Source organism: Acinetobacter sp. YH12043, from assembly GCF_013419915.1.
Taxonomy (GTDB): Bacteria; Pseudomonadota; Gammaproteobacteria; order Pseudomonadales; family Moraxellaceae; genus Acinetobacter.
Genome location: NZ_VOZD01000006.1, coordinates 18776 through 33951 on the forward strand (window position 1 = coordinate 18776; position 15176 = coordinate 33951).

13 protein-coding genes are annotated in these 15176 nt (G+C 39.5%); 8 read left to right on the forward strand and 5 right to left on the reverse strand.

Translation table 11 applies throughout. The features are described from left to right. Positions 1 to 129: 129 nt before the first annotated feature. Both FTU01_RS04615 and FTU01_RS04620 read right to left on the reverse strand, forming a co-directional pair. Positions 130 to 1722 carry a sensor domain-containing diguanylate cyclase gene (locus FTU01_RS04615; RefSeq protein ID WP_179993162.1) on the reverse strand — a complete coding sequence of 531 codons (1593 nt, stop codon included), beginning with the start codon at positions 1720 to 1722 and terminating at the stop codon, positions 130 to 132. Between the two features lie 506 nt (positions 1723 to 2228). Continuing rightward, the gene (locus FTU01_RS04620) at positions 2229 to 2726 is read right to left on the reverse strand and encodes a Dps family protein (protein WP_004783133.1); all 498 of its coding nucleotides are present in this window, start codon (positions 2724 to 2726) and stop codon (positions 2229 to 2231) included. A 664-nt stretch (positions 2727 to 3390) separates the two neighbouring features. Between FTU01_RS04620 and katE the strand changes: the two genes are divergently transcribed. From katE to FTU01_RS04655, 7 genes are all read left to right on the forward strand, one after another. After that, positions 3391 to 5514 (forward strand): catalase HPII, encoded by a 2124-nt coding sequence (gene katE / locus FTU01_RS04625; protein ID WP_180011445.1) that lies wholly within the window; start codon positions 3391 to 3393, stop codon positions 5512 to 5514. Between the two features lie 57 nt (positions 5515 to 5571). Further along, a complete protein-coding gene (locus FTU01_RS04630; protein WP_166135421.1) occupies positions 5572 to 5781 on the forward strand; it encodes a hypothetical protein in 210 nt (69 codons plus the stop codon). Positions 5782 to 5832: 51 nt separating this feature from the next. Further along, positions 5833 to 6816: an acyl-CoA dehydrogenase gene (locus FTU01_RS04635; protein ID WP_180011447.1), complete on the forward strand. Its 984-nt coding sequence runs from the start codon at positions 5833 to 5835 to the stop codon at positions 6814 to 6816. Then, the gene (locus tag FTU01_RS04640; protein WP_179993165.1) at positions 6804 to 7589 is read left to right on the forward strand and encodes a PIG-L deacetylase family protein; all 786 of its coding nucleotides are present in this window, start codon (positions 6804 to 6806) and stop codon (positions 7587 to 7589) included. Before FTU01_RS04635 ends, FTU01_RS04640 begins: the two co-directional genes overlap by 13 nt. Continuing rightward, positions 7579 to 8193 carry a class I SAM-dependent methyltransferase gene (locus tag FTU01_RS04645; RefSeq protein WP_179993166.1) on the forward strand — a complete coding sequence of 205 codons (615 nt, stop codon included), beginning with the start codon at positions 7579 to 7581 and terminating at the stop codon, positions 8191 to 8193. The genes FTU01_RS04640 and FTU01_RS04645 overlap by 11 nt, the downstream gene beginning before the upstream one ends. Further along, positions 8190 to 8903: a glycosyltransferase family 2 protein gene (locus FTU01_RS04650; protein ID WP_180138343.1), complete on the forward strand. Its 714-nt coding sequence runs from the start codon at positions 8190 to 8192 to the stop codon at positions 8901 to 8903. The genes FTU01_RS04645 and FTU01_RS04650 overlap by 4 nt, the downstream gene beginning before the upstream one ends. A gap of 204 nt (positions 8904 to 9107) precedes the next feature. Then, positions 9108 to 10355 (forward strand): MFS transporter, encoded by a 1248-nt coding sequence (locus FTU01_RS04655; protein ID WP_179993168.1) that lies wholly within the window; start codon positions 9108 to 9110, stop codon positions 10353 to 10355. A 29-nt stretch (positions 10356 to 10384) separates the two neighbouring features. Here the strand turns inward: FTU01_RS04655 and FTU01_RS04660 are convergent, their stop codons facing one another. From FTU01_RS04660 to FTU01_RS04670, 3 genes are all read right to left on the reverse strand, one after another. Beyond that, positions 10385 to 11818, reverse strand: a complete 1434-nt coding sequence (locus FTU01_RS04660; RefSeq protein WP_179993169.1) for a trehalose-6-phosphate synthase — start codon at positions 11816 to 11818, stop codon at positions 10385 to 10387. Then, a complete protein-coding gene (otsB, locus tag FTU01_RS04665) occupies positions 11811 to 12656 on the reverse strand; it encodes a trehalose-phosphatase (RefSeq protein WP_179993170.1) in 846 nt (281 codons plus the stop codon). Before otsB ends, FTU01_RS04660 begins: the two co-directional genes overlap by 8 nt. A 567-nt stretch (positions 12657 to 13223) precedes the next feature. Then, the gene (locus tag FTU01_RS04670; RefSeq protein WP_125279298.1) at positions 13224 to 13418 is read right to left on the reverse strand and encodes a hypothetical protein; all 195 of its coding nucleotides are present in this window, start codon (positions 13416 to 13418) and stop codon (positions 13224 to 13226) included. A gap of 513 nt (positions 13419 to 13931) precedes the next feature. Here FTU01_RS04670 and sbmA point away from each other — a divergent pair. After that, entirely contained in the window at positions 13932 to 15125 is a 1194-nt protein-coding gene (sbmA, locus tag FTU01_RS04675; RefSeq protein WP_180138345.1) for a peptide antibiotic transporter SbmA, read from the forward strand. The last annotated feature ends 51 nt before the right edge of the window (positions 15126 to 15176 follow it).

The window sequence follows — 15176 nt, forward strand, 5'->3', positions numbered from 1 at the left end:
ATAAACCTCTATATAAACCTAGAAGTATTAGAGAAATTATACTGTTTTTTTGAATAAAAGATCTAAACCCCATAACACAATAACAAAATAATATATTTAAATTATCTACTTAATAACTGTATAAAAATATTATAACTGAGCACTTTTTTCACCTGTCACCACACGATTTCTCCCTAAATGTTTGGCTTGATATAAATTCGTATCTGCTTGTTTTAAAACTTCTTTGATATCAGACGAAGTTAAAGGCCAGTGTGCAATACCGAGTGAAGCAGTGACTATTCCTACTTCAAGTAAATAAGTCGATGCCAGTTTATGTCTTAATCTTTCAGCGATTTTAGTTGCATGTGAAATCTCTTTGACTGGCGCAAGAATAATAAATTCTTCACCACCAACGCGACAGCAAATATCCTGTTCACGAAAACTTTCCCGAATAAATCCGGCAACTTTGGTTAATACCACATCACCCATATCATGCCCATGACGATCATTAATTTTCTTGAAATAGTCAATATCCAAAACCACCACAGCAAAATAAGTTTTATTGCTAATTAAATCATTTAAAAATAGTTCAAAGCCACGACGATTATAAAAGCCGGTTAAAGGATCGGTTAAAGTATCCTGTTTAAGTTCTTCAATCTCCTGATTAAAAACGTTTACACTAGATAATAGGGATCTCTTGAATTTAAAAACTTCAAAATACCAAGGCGTAATATGATTAATCTTTTCAGTGATACCTGGATCATTCAAATGACTTGCCATTTTGGCAAGATCATTTAATGGAGAGGTAATAGATTTTGAAATACGCCAGATGATTAAAAAGATAATAATATAGATAACAAAAATTGTGCCAATTACTTTGTAGGCAAGAAGACGGGCTTGGGCGAATAAATCTTCTGTAGGCTGCTGAAACACCACGGTCCAGTTAGTCGTAGGAATTTTTGCAAAACTTGCTAGTTCGCTAACTCCCATATCGTTGTTTAATTTTATTTTACCTGAGCTATGAGACTCCATATAAGCTAAACCGGTATTGTGTTGGAATGTTTTTCCAATTCTCTCTCTTTCTGGATGATAAATAATTTTATGTTCTTTATCAAAAACATATAAGTAGCTATTTTTATAACCATAATTTTCGCTTAAAAGTGTCTTTAATAAGGATTCTTCATGTAAATAGATAAACCCTGCAATAAAGCCTTGGTATTTATTATTCTGATCAAAGATGGGAAAACTAACCAGGACGACCAGATTACCTTTTAATGAATAATAGGGTGAGGAAATATAAGGCTTCTTTGATTCGAGTGATTTGCTAAAGCCCAAAGACCGGATAATCGCAACTTTATCTAATTTCAAGATTTCAGGCGCATATTCGATGACATGACCATCTGCATCGCTGATCAAAACACTGCTAAAAGAATTAGATTGTTGAATCAATCTGTTTAATTCAGTTTTTAATAACTGCTCATTATGAAAGCCATTCTTAATAATATTGGCACTGAGGCTTAAATCATTAAATATATTTTTAAAATATAAATCAGAAATAGAAGCAACTTTAGCTGCATACTCATAATTAGTTGCAAGAGAATTATTAATCAGTTGCTGTCGGTGAATTACATTGCTCACAATCAATGTAATTGAAAAAAGAATCACCAGACTCACAAGTAAAAGGATTAAAATCAATTTACGTAAATTAAGTTTGAGTGAAATGAGCAGCTTTTGAACACTCATAACTTAATCCCCTGAATCTTTCAGAAATACAAAATGTATACAATATATTTCAATAATTATATTATGTGATGTGGTTCTCTATTTTAGATGAATAATATTCAGTTTGTAAGCATTTTTGAAGCTTAATCTGTTGCTTATTTTGTAAGCAGAAATGGTTTGGTCCATTTGTTCAATATATTTAAAAGATATGGAAAAAGACTGAGATCAAAAAAAGTGATTAAATGCTGATTTAGTAAAAATTATATTTTTATAATATAAGAAATTTTTATTTAAAAGCCAAATTCCCTATCTAAGCTAATATAATTAAATAGATAATAAATAAAGATTTATTGATTAAAAAATAATTTCTTAAAAGGTAAATATTTATTTTTCAAAGCCTTCACTATAGGGTGGAAGGTGAGATAAATAAGTGCTCAAAAGGATATGACTTAAATTTGAGCACTTATTTGTTCTAGAAAAAGCTAATTTTCTGATTTTACAGTTATTTTCTCAATGAGAAAAGTTAATTACTCTAAAGTACTTCTTAACATCCAGGCTGTTTTTTCATGCACATCAAGACGTTGCGTGATTAAATCTGCAGTCGGTTGATCGTTGACTTCATCAACAACTTCAAAAAGATTGCGTGCGGTACGAGCTACCGTTTCATGAGCATTTACCAATAAACGCAACATTTCTTGGGCATCTGGTACACCTTCTACTTCTTTAATAGCAGTCAGCTTAACAAATTGCTGGTAAGTGCCGGGTGCGGCAAAGCCTAAGGCCCGGATACGTTCTGCAATCAGATCAAGAGCATTCCACTGTTCGGTATATTGGGTCATAAACATGCTGTGCAGACTATTGAACTGTGGTCCGGTGACATTCCAGTGAAAGTTGTGGGTCATTAAATAGAGGGTATAGCTGTCTGCCAATAATTTAGATAGACCTTCGACGATTTTGGCACGGTCTTCGTAAGAAATACCAATATCAATTTTCATAGCTTTAGCATTTTTTTCTGAAGAGCCCATGTTTTACTCCTTAACAATTTTGTAGAGAGATATCTTTTAAAATAGAAGTTTGCCAGTCATGGCTGAAAAGATAGGAAATCTTGGCAGCATGACCTTTTATATGAAATAGATTTTTGCCACTATTTATATGTGGAAATAATTTTAAGTACTTCTGAGTTATATAGTTTATAGGACGGGCAAAGATATAAGTATAGGCGTTCTGTATAGCCTGGTGACAGGATTGTAACTGTATAAAGAAATTAATTTTGCCTTATAAAACTCAAATGTCTGGATCAGTTTTTTAAAAACTTGTTTTCATTTTTAGATGATTAAGCCTTTATTTCATGATTTTATCTTTTAGTAAAAACTATCAGCTTTAAATTTTTCGAACTTTGTGATCGTTACTCGGCAAGAAAACTGTGTGGTTAAGAAAAATAACAGAACTGTGCCTTTATTAAACAAGCCACTACAAAGACTCAGCAATGTATTCGTCAAATCTCGTTATGTTAGGGATACAGACGAAATCAATAAAAAGATTTTCATACTCAGCAACAGCTCACCGCATGCAGATAAAAGTGGAACTTTATTTTTCTGTAAAAACGCCAAGATGTTGAATAAAACTCAAGCGAATTTGAGATAGGCAAAAAAAGACTTCACTAAACTCAAGATCAGCAAGGAAAATGTCATGAAAATTAAGGCGAACAGTCCAGCCGCAGGTAAAAATGGTTTAGATAAGCAGAATACCAATAAAAAAAGTGAGCAGCTTGATGCATATCGTAGTGACTCCACCGAACAGACACTGACTACTAACCAAGGTGTCAAAATTTCGGATAACCAGAACAGTCTAAAAGCGGGTGTTCGTGGGGCAACTTTAATGGAGGATTTTATTCTCCGTGAAAAGATTACCCATTTTGATCATGAGCGTATTCCAGAGCGAATTGTGCATGCACGTGGTGTTGGGGCACATGGTTTTTTTGAAGCTTATCCAGGCAATGAAAAATGGACTAAAGCCGGGTTTCTAACCAATACCGGTGCCCAGACTCCAGTCTTTGTTCGATTCTCTACAGTACAAGGTCCTCGCGGTTCAGCAGATACGGTACGTGATATTCGTGGTTTTGCGACTAAGTTTTATACGGATGAAGGTAACTTTGACCTGGTGGCCAACGATGCGCCAGTATTCTTTATTCAGGATGGCATCAAGTTCCCTGATTTTGTCCATGCGCTGAAACCTGAACCACAAACCGAGATTCCATCAGGTGCGTCAGCACATGATACTTTCTGGGACTTTGTCTCTCTTGTACCTGAATCTGCACATGCGGTGATGTGGGCAATGTCGGATCGTGCTATTCCACGTAATTTACGCTCGATTCAAGGTTTTGGGGTGCATACCTTCCGTTTCATCAATGCCGAAAATAAAGCTGTCTTTGTGAAGTTCCACTGGACGCCTAAACAAGGTTTGACACAGCTGGTATGGGATGAAGCGCAAAAACTGGCAGGTAAGGATCCGGATTTCCATCGTCGTGACCTGTATGAAGCGATTGCTTCCGGTAATTACCCGGAATGGGAATTAGGCGTACAGATCGTTCCTGAAGAAGATGAGATGAAATTTGATTTTGACTTGCTGGATGCAACCAAAATCATTCCGGAAGAACTGGTTCCAGTGACTCCAATTGGCCGTATGGTGTTGAACCGTAATGTTGATTATTTCTTCGGTGAAACTGAGCAGGTTGCTTTCTGTCCAGGTCACGTGGTTCCTGGTATTGACTTTACCAACGACCCGCTACTACAGGCCCGACTGTTCTCTTATACTGATACTCAGCTGAGCCGCTTGGGTGGTCCAAACTTCCATCAGATTCCAATTAATAAGCCGGTGTGCCCATTCCATAACAATCAGCGTGATGGTCTGCATCAACGTCTTATTCACACCGGACAGGCCAACTACGAACCAAACTCGATTGATGATAACTGGCCAGCTGAAGCGCCAGGTGCGACTCAGGCAGGTGGTTTTGAAAGCTATCAGGAGCGTATTGACGGTCATAAAATCCGCCAGCGTAGTGAGTCCTTTAACGATCACTTCACTCATGCTCGTTTATTCTATCAAAGCCAGGCACCGCATGAGCAGAAGCATATTATTGATGCCTATGTCTTCGAACTGAGTAAAGTGCAACGCCAAAATATCCGTGAACGTGAAGTTCTCGAAGTGCTGTGCAATATTGACTTGACGCTGGCTCAACAGGTCGCGGATCAATTAGGTATTGAAATCCCAGCTGAGAAAAAAGCCGCAAAACTGCCTGATGTTCTGATTTCTAAGCGCCTGTCTTTTGAAGCGTTTAAACCTGCCGATATTAAGGCACGTAAAATCGCAATTCTGGCACATGACAAAGCCAATGAAGCCAGTATTAAAGCTGTACAGGCTTGGGCTGAATCAGAGAGTGCTGTGGCTGATGTGTTAACACCTCGTCCAGGACCAGTTCTGAGCCAGCAAGGTACAGTGATCCCATCTGATGGTATGCAGAAAGCTGAACCGTCAATTGCCTATGATGCTGTGGTTATTGTCGATGGCGATAACTATGACATGGTGCTGAAAGATGGTATCGCGACTCACTATCTGCTTGAGGCTTATAAGCATCTGAAACCGATTGTCTTCTTGGGAGATAAAGGTCAGCTGATTGAAGATCTAAAACTGATTAGTGATGAAGGTACTTTAGCAAATTCTCAATTCGATACTGTGCAAGATAGCTTCAAGACCTTGATCATGAATCACCGTGTTTGGGCGCGTGAATTGATTGCAGAAACTATTCCTGCATAAATACCATGAGAATAGAAGCTTCGGCTTCTATTCTCTATTTCAAGGGATAAAACTTTTATGGCGAGACCAGATCCTAAAAAATTACTGGCACAGATGCAAAATGCGCAATGGAGCAGGGAGCAGGATATTTATCTGATCGAACATAACCATCTACCTATGAGTCAACTCAGAGAAGAGTTGCCTTTTAGTGAAGAAGAAATTATGGCGCGCCGTAAGGTACTAGGACTAATGACCCGTTTAAAACAGATGAAAAGACTTTTTCCTTAGCTGGCTTTCATCAAATGACCACAATATCGATATTTTTGAGGAAGCACTTTTATGGACCTCAGTTCAATATTAGAAAGATTTAAAAATTCATCATTAGAACCTAAAGAAAATATTCAAATGACTTTGAAGGAACTGGTGCAACTTTCGGATCAGGTTCCTTTTCCTGCATCAGGGGAAACTTTAAAACGCTGGCAAATTTTAAGCCAGATCTCGGCAACCAATTTAAGTCTGGGTAAAATATTTGAGTCGCATCTGGATGCACTCGCAATTCTGCATGAATTAAATATTCCGGCAAATCCTCATCAGCTCTGGGCAGTCTGGGCAGCAGAAGGTGGGCCTCAGCCATTGCAGCTGGATGAAGGCAAGCTGACTGGCATCAAGACCTGGTGTTCCGCTTCTAGCTGGGTAGAGTCAGGCTTACTGACGTATCGGGATGAAAAAAATCGCTCTCAGTTATTAATTGTAGATATGCGGCAGCCCGGTATTCAGCATGACCATACTGTCTGGCAAGCTGTGGGAATGCAGCATACGTCCACGGCTCAGCTTGAATTTAATCAGGTCCCTGTCAAAAAAGTTGCCGATCCACATGCTTATCTGGATCGGGTAGGATTCTGGCATGGAGCAGCAGGCGTTGCCACTTGCTGGTATGGTGCGACAGTAGCTCTTGCTGAATATCTGCAGCAAGAACAGTTAAGAAAACCACATATGTATAAAGCTATGTATCTGGGTGAAATCAGCCGTGATCTTTTAGCTACCCAGGCTTTGTTCTATCGGGTTGCAGAATTGATAGACCAGCAACCTAAATTTCCTCATCAACTTCAGATTCAGGCTTTGCGCGCGCAGGTTGAAGCTACTGCATTAAATGTACTCAACCAGGTTGGAAAAGCGCTTGGCGCAGCGCCTTATTGTACCAATTCTTATTTTGCCCAGCTCGCAGCAGATCTGCCGGTATTTATCCGTCAAAGCCATGCTGCTTTTGATCTTGAGCGTATTGGAGAACTAAGCGCACAGGAGGAAGAACTATGGGCACTTTAAAACATGAGGTTGTCGAAGATCGTGTGATCCATGGGGAGGGGACACGGGTGGAAGAATGGCGTAACTGCGAAATACTGCAACAGATGTCAGAATTTGATATTTCCAGTGTAATTCCTGCAGATGCCAGAGTCTGTATTGTGGCACCGCATCCGGATGATGAAATTCTGGGATGTGGCGGACTGATGCAACGTCTGGATAAACTCGGCTATAAGATTGTACTGTTTGCAGTGACTAATGGAACGGCCAGCCATCCCGGTTCGAGTCTGTATACGCCAGAAGAACTGAACCAGATTCGTCCAGCAGAAACGCGTCAGGCTCTCGAAGAATTGTCCTTAGAACAGCCAGTTCTTCGGATTGCTTTGGATATTCAGGATGGAAAAGTGGCTGAGCAGCGAGACTTGCTCAAACAGCAATTGTATTCATATTTACAGCCTAATGATGTATTGGTCACGACTTTTGTTCATGATGGACATCCAGATCATGAAATAACTGGGCAGGTCGTCCAGCAACTCGCCACTGAGCTACAGTTACCATATATTCAAGTTTTAATCTGGGCGTGGCACTGGGCCACACCAGGAGATACCCGAATTCCTTGGACGGTTGCGCACAAACTCAGGCTGACAGATGAAGAATTAAAATGTAAAGCCCGAGCTGCACGATGTTTCAAAAGTCAGATTGAGAATGATCCGACGACAGAACAGGCACCGATTGTCCCTGAGCATGCATTAGAGCGTGTTTTACAGCCATGGGAGGTTTATCTGTATGAACAGTAAATCAACTTATGATCATGCCTATTTTGATGCTTTATATGCGTTGAATCAGGGAGATCCATGGCATTATGAACAGCGCTGGTATGAACAGCGTAAACGTCAAATTTGTAAAGCACTCTTGCCCAAACTGCATTTTGAATCTGCCATAGAAATCGGTTGTAGTAATGGCATGTTAAGTCAGGAACTAGCTCCTCATACCGGAGAACTCATCTGTCTGGATGCCAATACGACAGCGATCCGGCTGGCGCAACAACGTCTGCAAGATTATTCTCATGTCAGTTTTGTCCAAGGCGTTGTTCCGGAAGACTTGCCAGAGCGTAAGTTCCAGCTAATTGTACTGAGTGAGGTTTTATATTATCTGGATCAGGCCGCTTTAGAGAAATTGACCCACTGGCTGCAGCACGCCCTTGATGCAGAAGGCTGTATTCTGGCTTGTCACTGGCGGGCATCAATTTCAGGTTTTAGCTTTACTGGTGATGATATTCATGACCATCTAAATGCACACTTACCTTATAGAAAGTGTTCACAACTACAGGAACCTGATTTTCTGATTGATGTCTGGATGAATAGCCCACAGTCTGTGGCAGAGCAAGAGGGCCTTAAATGAATAAAATTGGCGTGGTTATTCCTGCCTGTAATGAAGAAGCCTATATAGAACGCTGCCTGCTGGCCTTAAAAAAAGCACAATTTGAATTTTATCAATACCTTGGTTCATCAGAAAATATTCCCGAGATTAAGATTTTAGTTGTCTTAGACAGTTGTACCGATCAAACCGCGATCAAAGCGGTGCAACTGGGCATAGAAGTCATTAGTTGTAATTTTCGTTCGGTGGGTAAGACCCGTCATTTAGGAATTCAAAAAGTAATTGAACAAGGATGCGACTGGATCTGTTGTACTGATGCGGATTCAAGTGTACAGGAAGACTGGTTCAAAGCCATGTGGAAGCACCAACCCACTGACGCAATTTGTGGGGTCGTTGAAGTGGACGAATGGAAAAATTTAAGCTTGGAAGCCCGACTAAAATATTTAGGCCACTATCAGGACAAAATGGATCATCGGAATATTCATGGTGCAAATTTATGTTTTAAAACAAGTGTATATAATAATTCTAACGGATTTAGCCAGCTAGATTGTCATGAAGATGTCGACTTTGTTCGCCGTTTACAACAGGCAGGAGTCAACATTACCTGGTCCAATCAATTAAGGGTAACAACCAGTAGCCGTCTACGGTCAAAAGTTGCTGAAGGTTTCGCCTGTTTTTTACAAAAGCTTGAGTTACAGGAAGCAATGAAAAAACCGATCAGCGTATACAAATAAAACTATAAAATTATAAATTTTATACAATCAATTACTTGTAAAAAATTTAAAAATTCATCTCTAAAAGCTATTTCATTTAGAAAAATTCTGTTTATAATTCACACAAATTAAGCCCTGCTACTTATATTTTTCAGCTATAAGTCCGCGGGGTTTTTCTATGGATGATCGGTAATGGATGCCTGAGCTCTTTCTTTTGGAATGACAATGTTAAATTCACAGTTAATTTCTCGTCTTCAGTCTCCATCACCGTATCTCTGGCAGAAAATCGCCACTGCACTGTGTTTTTTTAGTCTAGGTTTTAGTACAGCTGCCTGGGCGCCATTAATTCCTTATGCGCAGCAGCGCTTATTACTGAATCATGCTGACTTTGGTTTGCTTTTGCTATGTGCCGGAGTTGGCTCAATGCTGGCAATGCCATTGGCAGGTCGTATGGCAAGTAAGTTTGGTTGCCGTACAGTACTGGCTGTTATTCTGGCTGCATTTCTGTTCATCTTGCCAGCGCTAGCGATTAGTCCTACCAGCTTGATGATGGCAATTACCTTGTTTTTCTTTGGTGCCAGTGCTGGTGCCTTGGGGGTAACCGTAAATATTCAGGCTGCCCAGATTGAAAAACTCATGGATAAAAGCTTGATGTCTGGTTTCCATGGCGTATGTAGCTTGGGTGGTCTGGTCGGTGTATTGGGCATGACCACGTTAATGGGATTTGGTCTGGCACCTTTAACTGGCACACTGGTCGTAAGTGTGATGTTGCTTGCGATTGCGATGCTGGCAATTCCATTCTGCTTAGGTGGTCAGTCATCAACTACAGAAGAAACTAATACAGCTACAGCAAAACCTGCGAAAAAAGCGCTACCAACATTCGCAATTTTAGGTATTGGCCTGATCTGTTTTGTATCTTTCCTGTCTGAAGGTGCAGCAATGGACTGGAGCGGTATTTATCTGGCAACCCAGTTTAATGTACCTGCAGCGCATACCGGTTTGGCTTATAGTTTCTTTGCTGGCTTAATGGTTCTTGGACGTTTTAGCGGTCATCTCATCATTCAAAGCTTGGGTGAAAAAATCACTATTTTACTAAGTGCTTTACTGGCTGCAGCAGGCTTATTCATGGTGATCTTTGCACCAGTATGGCAAGTCGTTTTAACCGGTTATGCGATCTTGGGTCTAGGTAGTGCTAACATTGTTCCATTGATGTTCTCTCGTGCAGGCCGTCAAAAAACTATGGCTTCTCATGTAGCATTATCTTATGTATCGGTATTTGCTTATACCGGTTCATTGATCGGACCAGCGCTGGTAGGTTTCGGTAGTGAAATTATTGGCTTGCGTTTAGTATTTACGGTCATCGCAGTTGCTTTAATGAGCATTGTAATCCTGAACCATCTGACTGCCGGTCACAAAGAATCAGAAAAAGCAGAAGGTCTTATTGCCGGCCTAGACCATAAAACACCAGCATAAAGCTATTGTTTTTTATGGGCTTTTCAGACTTATGCATGCATATTGAACTGGGTCGAGATGCCTTTGGCCACTGGTCGATAAATTCGCAAGCTTTGTGATTTTTTCAGGTCCGACAGGAACTGATCACGCCAGCGAATGATATCGAAATTCTTTAAGCCTTGCTGTAAATAGCGGTAACGTTCCAAACGTTCTGACTTAGGCATACGCAAGGCTCTTTTCAAGGCTTTGGCCATACTGTCCTGATCATAAGGATCGACCAGTAAGGCTTCCTTCATTTGCTCGGCAGCCCCGGCATATTTAGACAGAATCAATACGCCTGGATCTAATGGATCTTGCGCAGCAATATATTCTTTGGCGACCAGATTCATCCCGTCACGGATTGAATTCACCCAGCAAATATCCGCCTTACGATAGAGCTGCATCAGGGCTTCATGACCCAAAGTGTCATAGCTACAGTCAAAAGGCAGCCAGTCTGCATTGCCATGCTGATGGTTTAAATTCTGCACCGCAGCCTGGAACTGTTCATAAAGTTTTTTATAGCTGTTCACATCTAGTCGACATGGGCAGGCAATCTGTAATTGCTGGAACTGATTTTTAAATTCAGGCTGTTCATCCAGCAACTCCTGGAATGCATGAATTTTCTCCAGCAGCCCTTTACTGTAATCAATCCGGTCAACCGAAATAATGGTCTTATGGGCATGTGCTTTATCCAGATCAAAGGGCAGGTCAGTGACTTGGCTTTCAGCAGCCTGCTTCTGAATCTGCGCCGGGTGTACACCGATTGGATAAGCTTTCACATAAATCCGTTTAGACTGATAACTCAGGATTTCATCATTGCAATGCTGGATATTTAATACCTGTTCCAGGAAATCAATACAGTTGGCCTGATCGCGTGGAGTTTGCAGACCGATGACATCAAAATCTCCCAGATGTCGGGCCAGTTCCTGATAAGGAGGCAGCGTTTGCCAAAGTTTTAGTTCGGGGAAAGGAATATGCAGGAAGAACCCAATCCGGTTGCGCATACCTAATTTACGACAGTAATGCGCAACACTCAGAAAATGATAATCATGAATCCAGATGATGTCATGTGGTGAAGCCACCTGTTTCAGGTGTTTGGCAAAACGCAAATTGACATCTTTATAGGTTTTAAAATCCTGCGGCTGATATTCAACACGTTGATGCTGGTCATGCATTAACGGCCATAAGGCATTATTAGAAAAACCACAATAATAACCCTGGTACTGGGCTTCGCTCAGTGCACTGGTATGATATTCCACATTCTGATGTTTCAGAATCTGAAATTTCTGTTCCTTGTTCTGGTCAACTCTGGAGCCATTCCATCCAACCCAGATACCGCCTATATCTAGCAATGCATCCTGCAATGCAACAGCCAATCCACCAGCCTTCATACTTTCTGGGTTAGGTAGATTCACACGGTTTGATAACACAATGAGTTTAGACATGTGATTTCTCCAATCGTTGTTGTTCTTGTACTTCAATTACCTTTAAAAATTCTTTCAGGAAGGCCTGAACTTGAGAGACGTTTTCCAGTCTGTACCGTGCTAGGGTCTGGCCAGGGCCTACTTTGATTGAGCAGCCGTGAAGGGCATTGATGACTTTGAATCCGGCTTCATCGGTCAGGTCATCACCAATAAACATGGGATAATGATCATTGAGATGGTATTGCTGAATAATCTGTTGAATCGCTGAACCTTTATTGGCGCCTTTGGGCACCAGTTCAAAAACATACTTGCCAGCTTTTAACTCAAAGTCGGAAAACTGGTTGAGACATTCCAGCGCAAAAGCATGTACGCGATCTTCTAGTTGAGGATGTTCACGAAAATGTAGTGCAACAGAATAATCTTTAACCTCGATCCGCAAATCAGGGATTTGAACTGCCTGTTCCTGAATATATTGTTTTAGGGCTTGTAGCTGCGACTTATTTAAAGAGATTAATGTCTTTAAATTAGCTTGATAGATTAATTCCAGACCATGTGATCCAGCGATATTCCATTGCAGAGGGTGAATAAGTTTTTGTGCTTGTAAAATAGAACGACCAGTAACTAATATCAGCTGAATATATTGTTGTAAATTTTCCAATATATTTATAATTTCAGGTTGAATTATACTTTTATCTGGATCTGGGTGAAATTCAGAGATTGTTCCGTCAATATCAAGAAATAAAACAACCTGGTCTGAGTCCATATTCAGGTTGCAATCATTTAAAATCATCTTTGGCGATATATAAAAAGATGAGCTAGATGAATCTTCTAAATCTTGTTCCCTATATATGCCTGACATAAATCCACCTAAGTACTTGATATAAAATAGATTAAAATTTAGAGTTAAACTGTGTGATTTTTAATCTAATTAGTTTTATAACATATTCTATTTTTCAAAATGGCTTTAGGCGCAGAAAAGAAACACTTTTGACATGTAAAGTTACTTTGTAAAATTTGGAAATATTCAGCAGAAAAAGTTGATATTCTTTGTATATTTGTAAAATAATTTTTCAGTGATTTTTAATATATTAATAATGATATTTAAGGTATTGCATATTAAGTGATTGAGTAAGTTTGAGTGCTATAAATAAGATTCTTTTGATTATTTAATGTAAAAAATGGTTTTGATTTATATTTCTAAAAATTAATTCATTGGCTTTCTATTAAATAATAGGTATTAAATTGGAAATATTAAAAAACACATTTAATATAAAATAAGAATATAGTGCAGCCTATTAATTTTTTATTAAAGCCAGTTTTGAAAGGAAGGATAAATTATAAAATCTTGGTGCTACAAAGAAGAGTTAGGGTTATATCATTGAAGAGACTAGGTAGACATAACCCCATAAAGAGGAGAGCAGAGTGCTTATAGCTCTCTCCAGACATCGTTCTCATCTTTCAATGGAATAGTAAAGTTAAAGTCATCATCATTACTGACTAAAAGACTGGTAGGGGTTTGCATCAAAACTTTTAAAACAGTACCAGCTTCAAAAATAATCGGGTGACAGTTTTCCTTTTCCAAGGTCACTGGCTTAAGTAATTCAATCACAGAACTTTCCATATTTTTATTCCCAAATATTGATACTTCGCTGTTTTTTAATCTTAACATGATTTTTGCACATTTAACTAATTTTTGAAAAACCGAGACATAAGTCAACAAGTCGGTCAATTTTTCTTAAAAAGCGCTTAAGTCAGTAAATTAAAGGGATAGAGATTAAGATTTAATTTTCAAACGATTTGTGTTTCTTAAACTCGAATATTTTCAGTTTATTTACCGACGAAAAGAAGAGAAAAAGACAAACGGTACCAAATAGTCAATCTAGCGCAAAATCTGCTTGTCACTTTTTGACAGGCCAGTCATGATCTCCTCCATTATATTGCGTATGTTATGCGCTAGTATTAAAGCAAGAATCATATAATCTGATATTAATTTGGCTTTAGCGATTTTGTGTTTGTATGTAATTTTTTACATTGAATTGCAAATTTATGCTGCAGTTCGTTGAAAGTCTGAAAATAAGAATAAACTGTGCGTCATTTGGATGACCCCTACATCTATAAGGAGAATTAAGCCCCAATGTTTAAGTCATTTTTTCCACAACCAGTGTGGTTTTTTAGTAGTCTGGTACTGTGGTTTCTGATCAATCTTGGCCTTTGGCATAGTGGTGGATCAGGCTGGGGTGTCTATTTAGGTATGACTGAAGTTTATCATGATCTTAAAATGCCGATAGGAATCAGCCGTTTCTGGGCGCCAAAATTTCTCTGGTTCTATCTCTGGTTTTTTGTGAGTACCGCGATATTTGCTACCTTCTGGTATTTTAAAGCGAAACATCCCTGGCAGCGCTGGTCCGTGTGGGGCTCGGCCTTTATCCTGTTCAATATCTGGTTTGGGGTGCAGGTTAATGTGGTCTTAAATGAATGGTATAGTCCGTTCTATGACCAGATCCAGAATATGCTCACCCAAGGGGGCGGAGATGTCAGCCTACTATATCAAGGTGCATTGACCTTTATTTATATTGCCATGGTCTATGTCACGCTGGCAGTGTTTAACCTGTTCTTTGTCAGTCATTATGTATTCCGCTGGCGGACGGCAATGAATGACTATTATACGGCACATTGGGAAAAGTTACGTCATATTGAAGGGGCGTCACAGCGTATTCAGGAAGATACCATGCGTTTTGCCAAAACTACGGAACAGCTGAGTGTCTCACTCATTGAATCTCTGATGCTATTAATGGCTTTCCTGCCAATCCTGTATGAGTTATCGAGTCATGTAAAAGTACTGCCCATTGTCGGTGAAATACCGCATGCATTAATGTGGGCGTCGATCGGATGGGCAGTTCTGGGAACTGTGATTTTAATGATTGTCGGAATGAAACTCCCTGGACTGGAATTCAATAATCAGAAAGTTGAAGCGGCTTATCGTAAAGAGCTGGTTTATGGTGAAGATTATGCTGATCGTGCTCACCCGCTTACCTTGCAAGAACTGTTTAGCCGGGTACGTAAGAATTATTTCCGTTTGTATTTCCACTATGCCTATTTCAATATGGTTCGTATCTGGTATCTACAACTGGACAATATTTACGGATTATTTATTTTGTTTCCAAGTATTGCCGCGGGTGCGATTACACTCGGTTTGATGATGCAGATCCTGAATGTGTTCGGTAAAGTTCGTGAATCCTTCCAATATCTGATTTTATCCTGGCCTACGATTATTGAATTGCTCTCCATCTATAAACGTTTGAAAGCATTTGAATCCCATCTCGATTAATTTTTCTTATATTCATAGACAATTTTAAAAGCCAGACCATCATAGGTTTGG

Bases quoted from the DNA above. Each gene is read 5' to 3' on its own strand.
- FTU01_RS04615 (WP_179993162.1), bottom strand. From the start codon at position 1,722: ATGAGTGTTCAAAAGCTGCTCATTTCACTCAAACTTAATTTACGTAAA.
- FTU01_RS04620 (WP_004783133.1), bottom strand. From the start codon at position 2,726: ATGGGCTCTTCAGAAAAAAATGCTAAAGCTATGAAAATTGATATTGGT.
- katE (WP_180011445.1), top strand. From the start codon at position 3,391: ATGAAAATTAAGGCGAACAGTCCAGCCGCAGGTAAAAATGGTTTAGAT.
- FTU01_RS04630 (WP_166135421.1), top strand. From the start codon at position 5,572: ATGGCGAGACCAGATCCTAAAAAATTACTGGCACAGATGCAAAATGCG.
- FTU01_RS04635 (WP_180011447.1), top strand. From the start codon at position 5,833: ATGGACCTCAGTTCAATATTAGAAAGATTTAAAAATTCATCATTAGAA.
- FTU01_RS04640 (WP_179993165.1), top strand. From the start codon at position 6,804: ATGGGCACTTTAAAACATGAGGTTGTCGAAGATCGTGTGATCCATGGG.
- FTU01_RS04645 (WP_179993166.1), top strand. From the start codon at position 7,579: ATGAACAGTAAATCAACTTATGATCATGCCTATTTTGATGCTTTATAT.
- FTU01_RS04650 (WP_180138343.1), top strand. From the start codon at position 8,190: ATGAATAAAATTGGCGTGGTTATTCCTGCCTGTAATGAAGAAGCCTAT.
- FTU01_RS04655 (WP_179993168.1), top strand. From the start codon at position 9,108: ATGTTAAATTCACAGTTAATTTCTCGTCTTCAGTCTCCATCACCGTAT.
- FTU01_RS04660 (WP_179993169.1), bottom strand. From the start codon at position 11,818: ATGTCTAAACTCATTGTGTTATCAAACCGTGTGAATCTACCTAACCCA.
- otsB (WP_179993170.1), bottom strand. From the start codon at position 12,656: ATGTCAGGCATATATAGGGAACAAGATTTAGAAGATTCATCTAGCTCA.
- FTU01_RS04670 (WP_125279298.1), bottom strand. From the start codon at position 13,418: ATGGAAAGTTCTGTGATTGAATTACTTAAGCCAGTGACCTTGGAAAAG.
- sbmA (WP_180138345.1), top strand. From the start codon at position 13,932: ATGTTTAAGTCATTTTTTCCACAACCAGTGTGGTTTTTTAGTAGTCTG.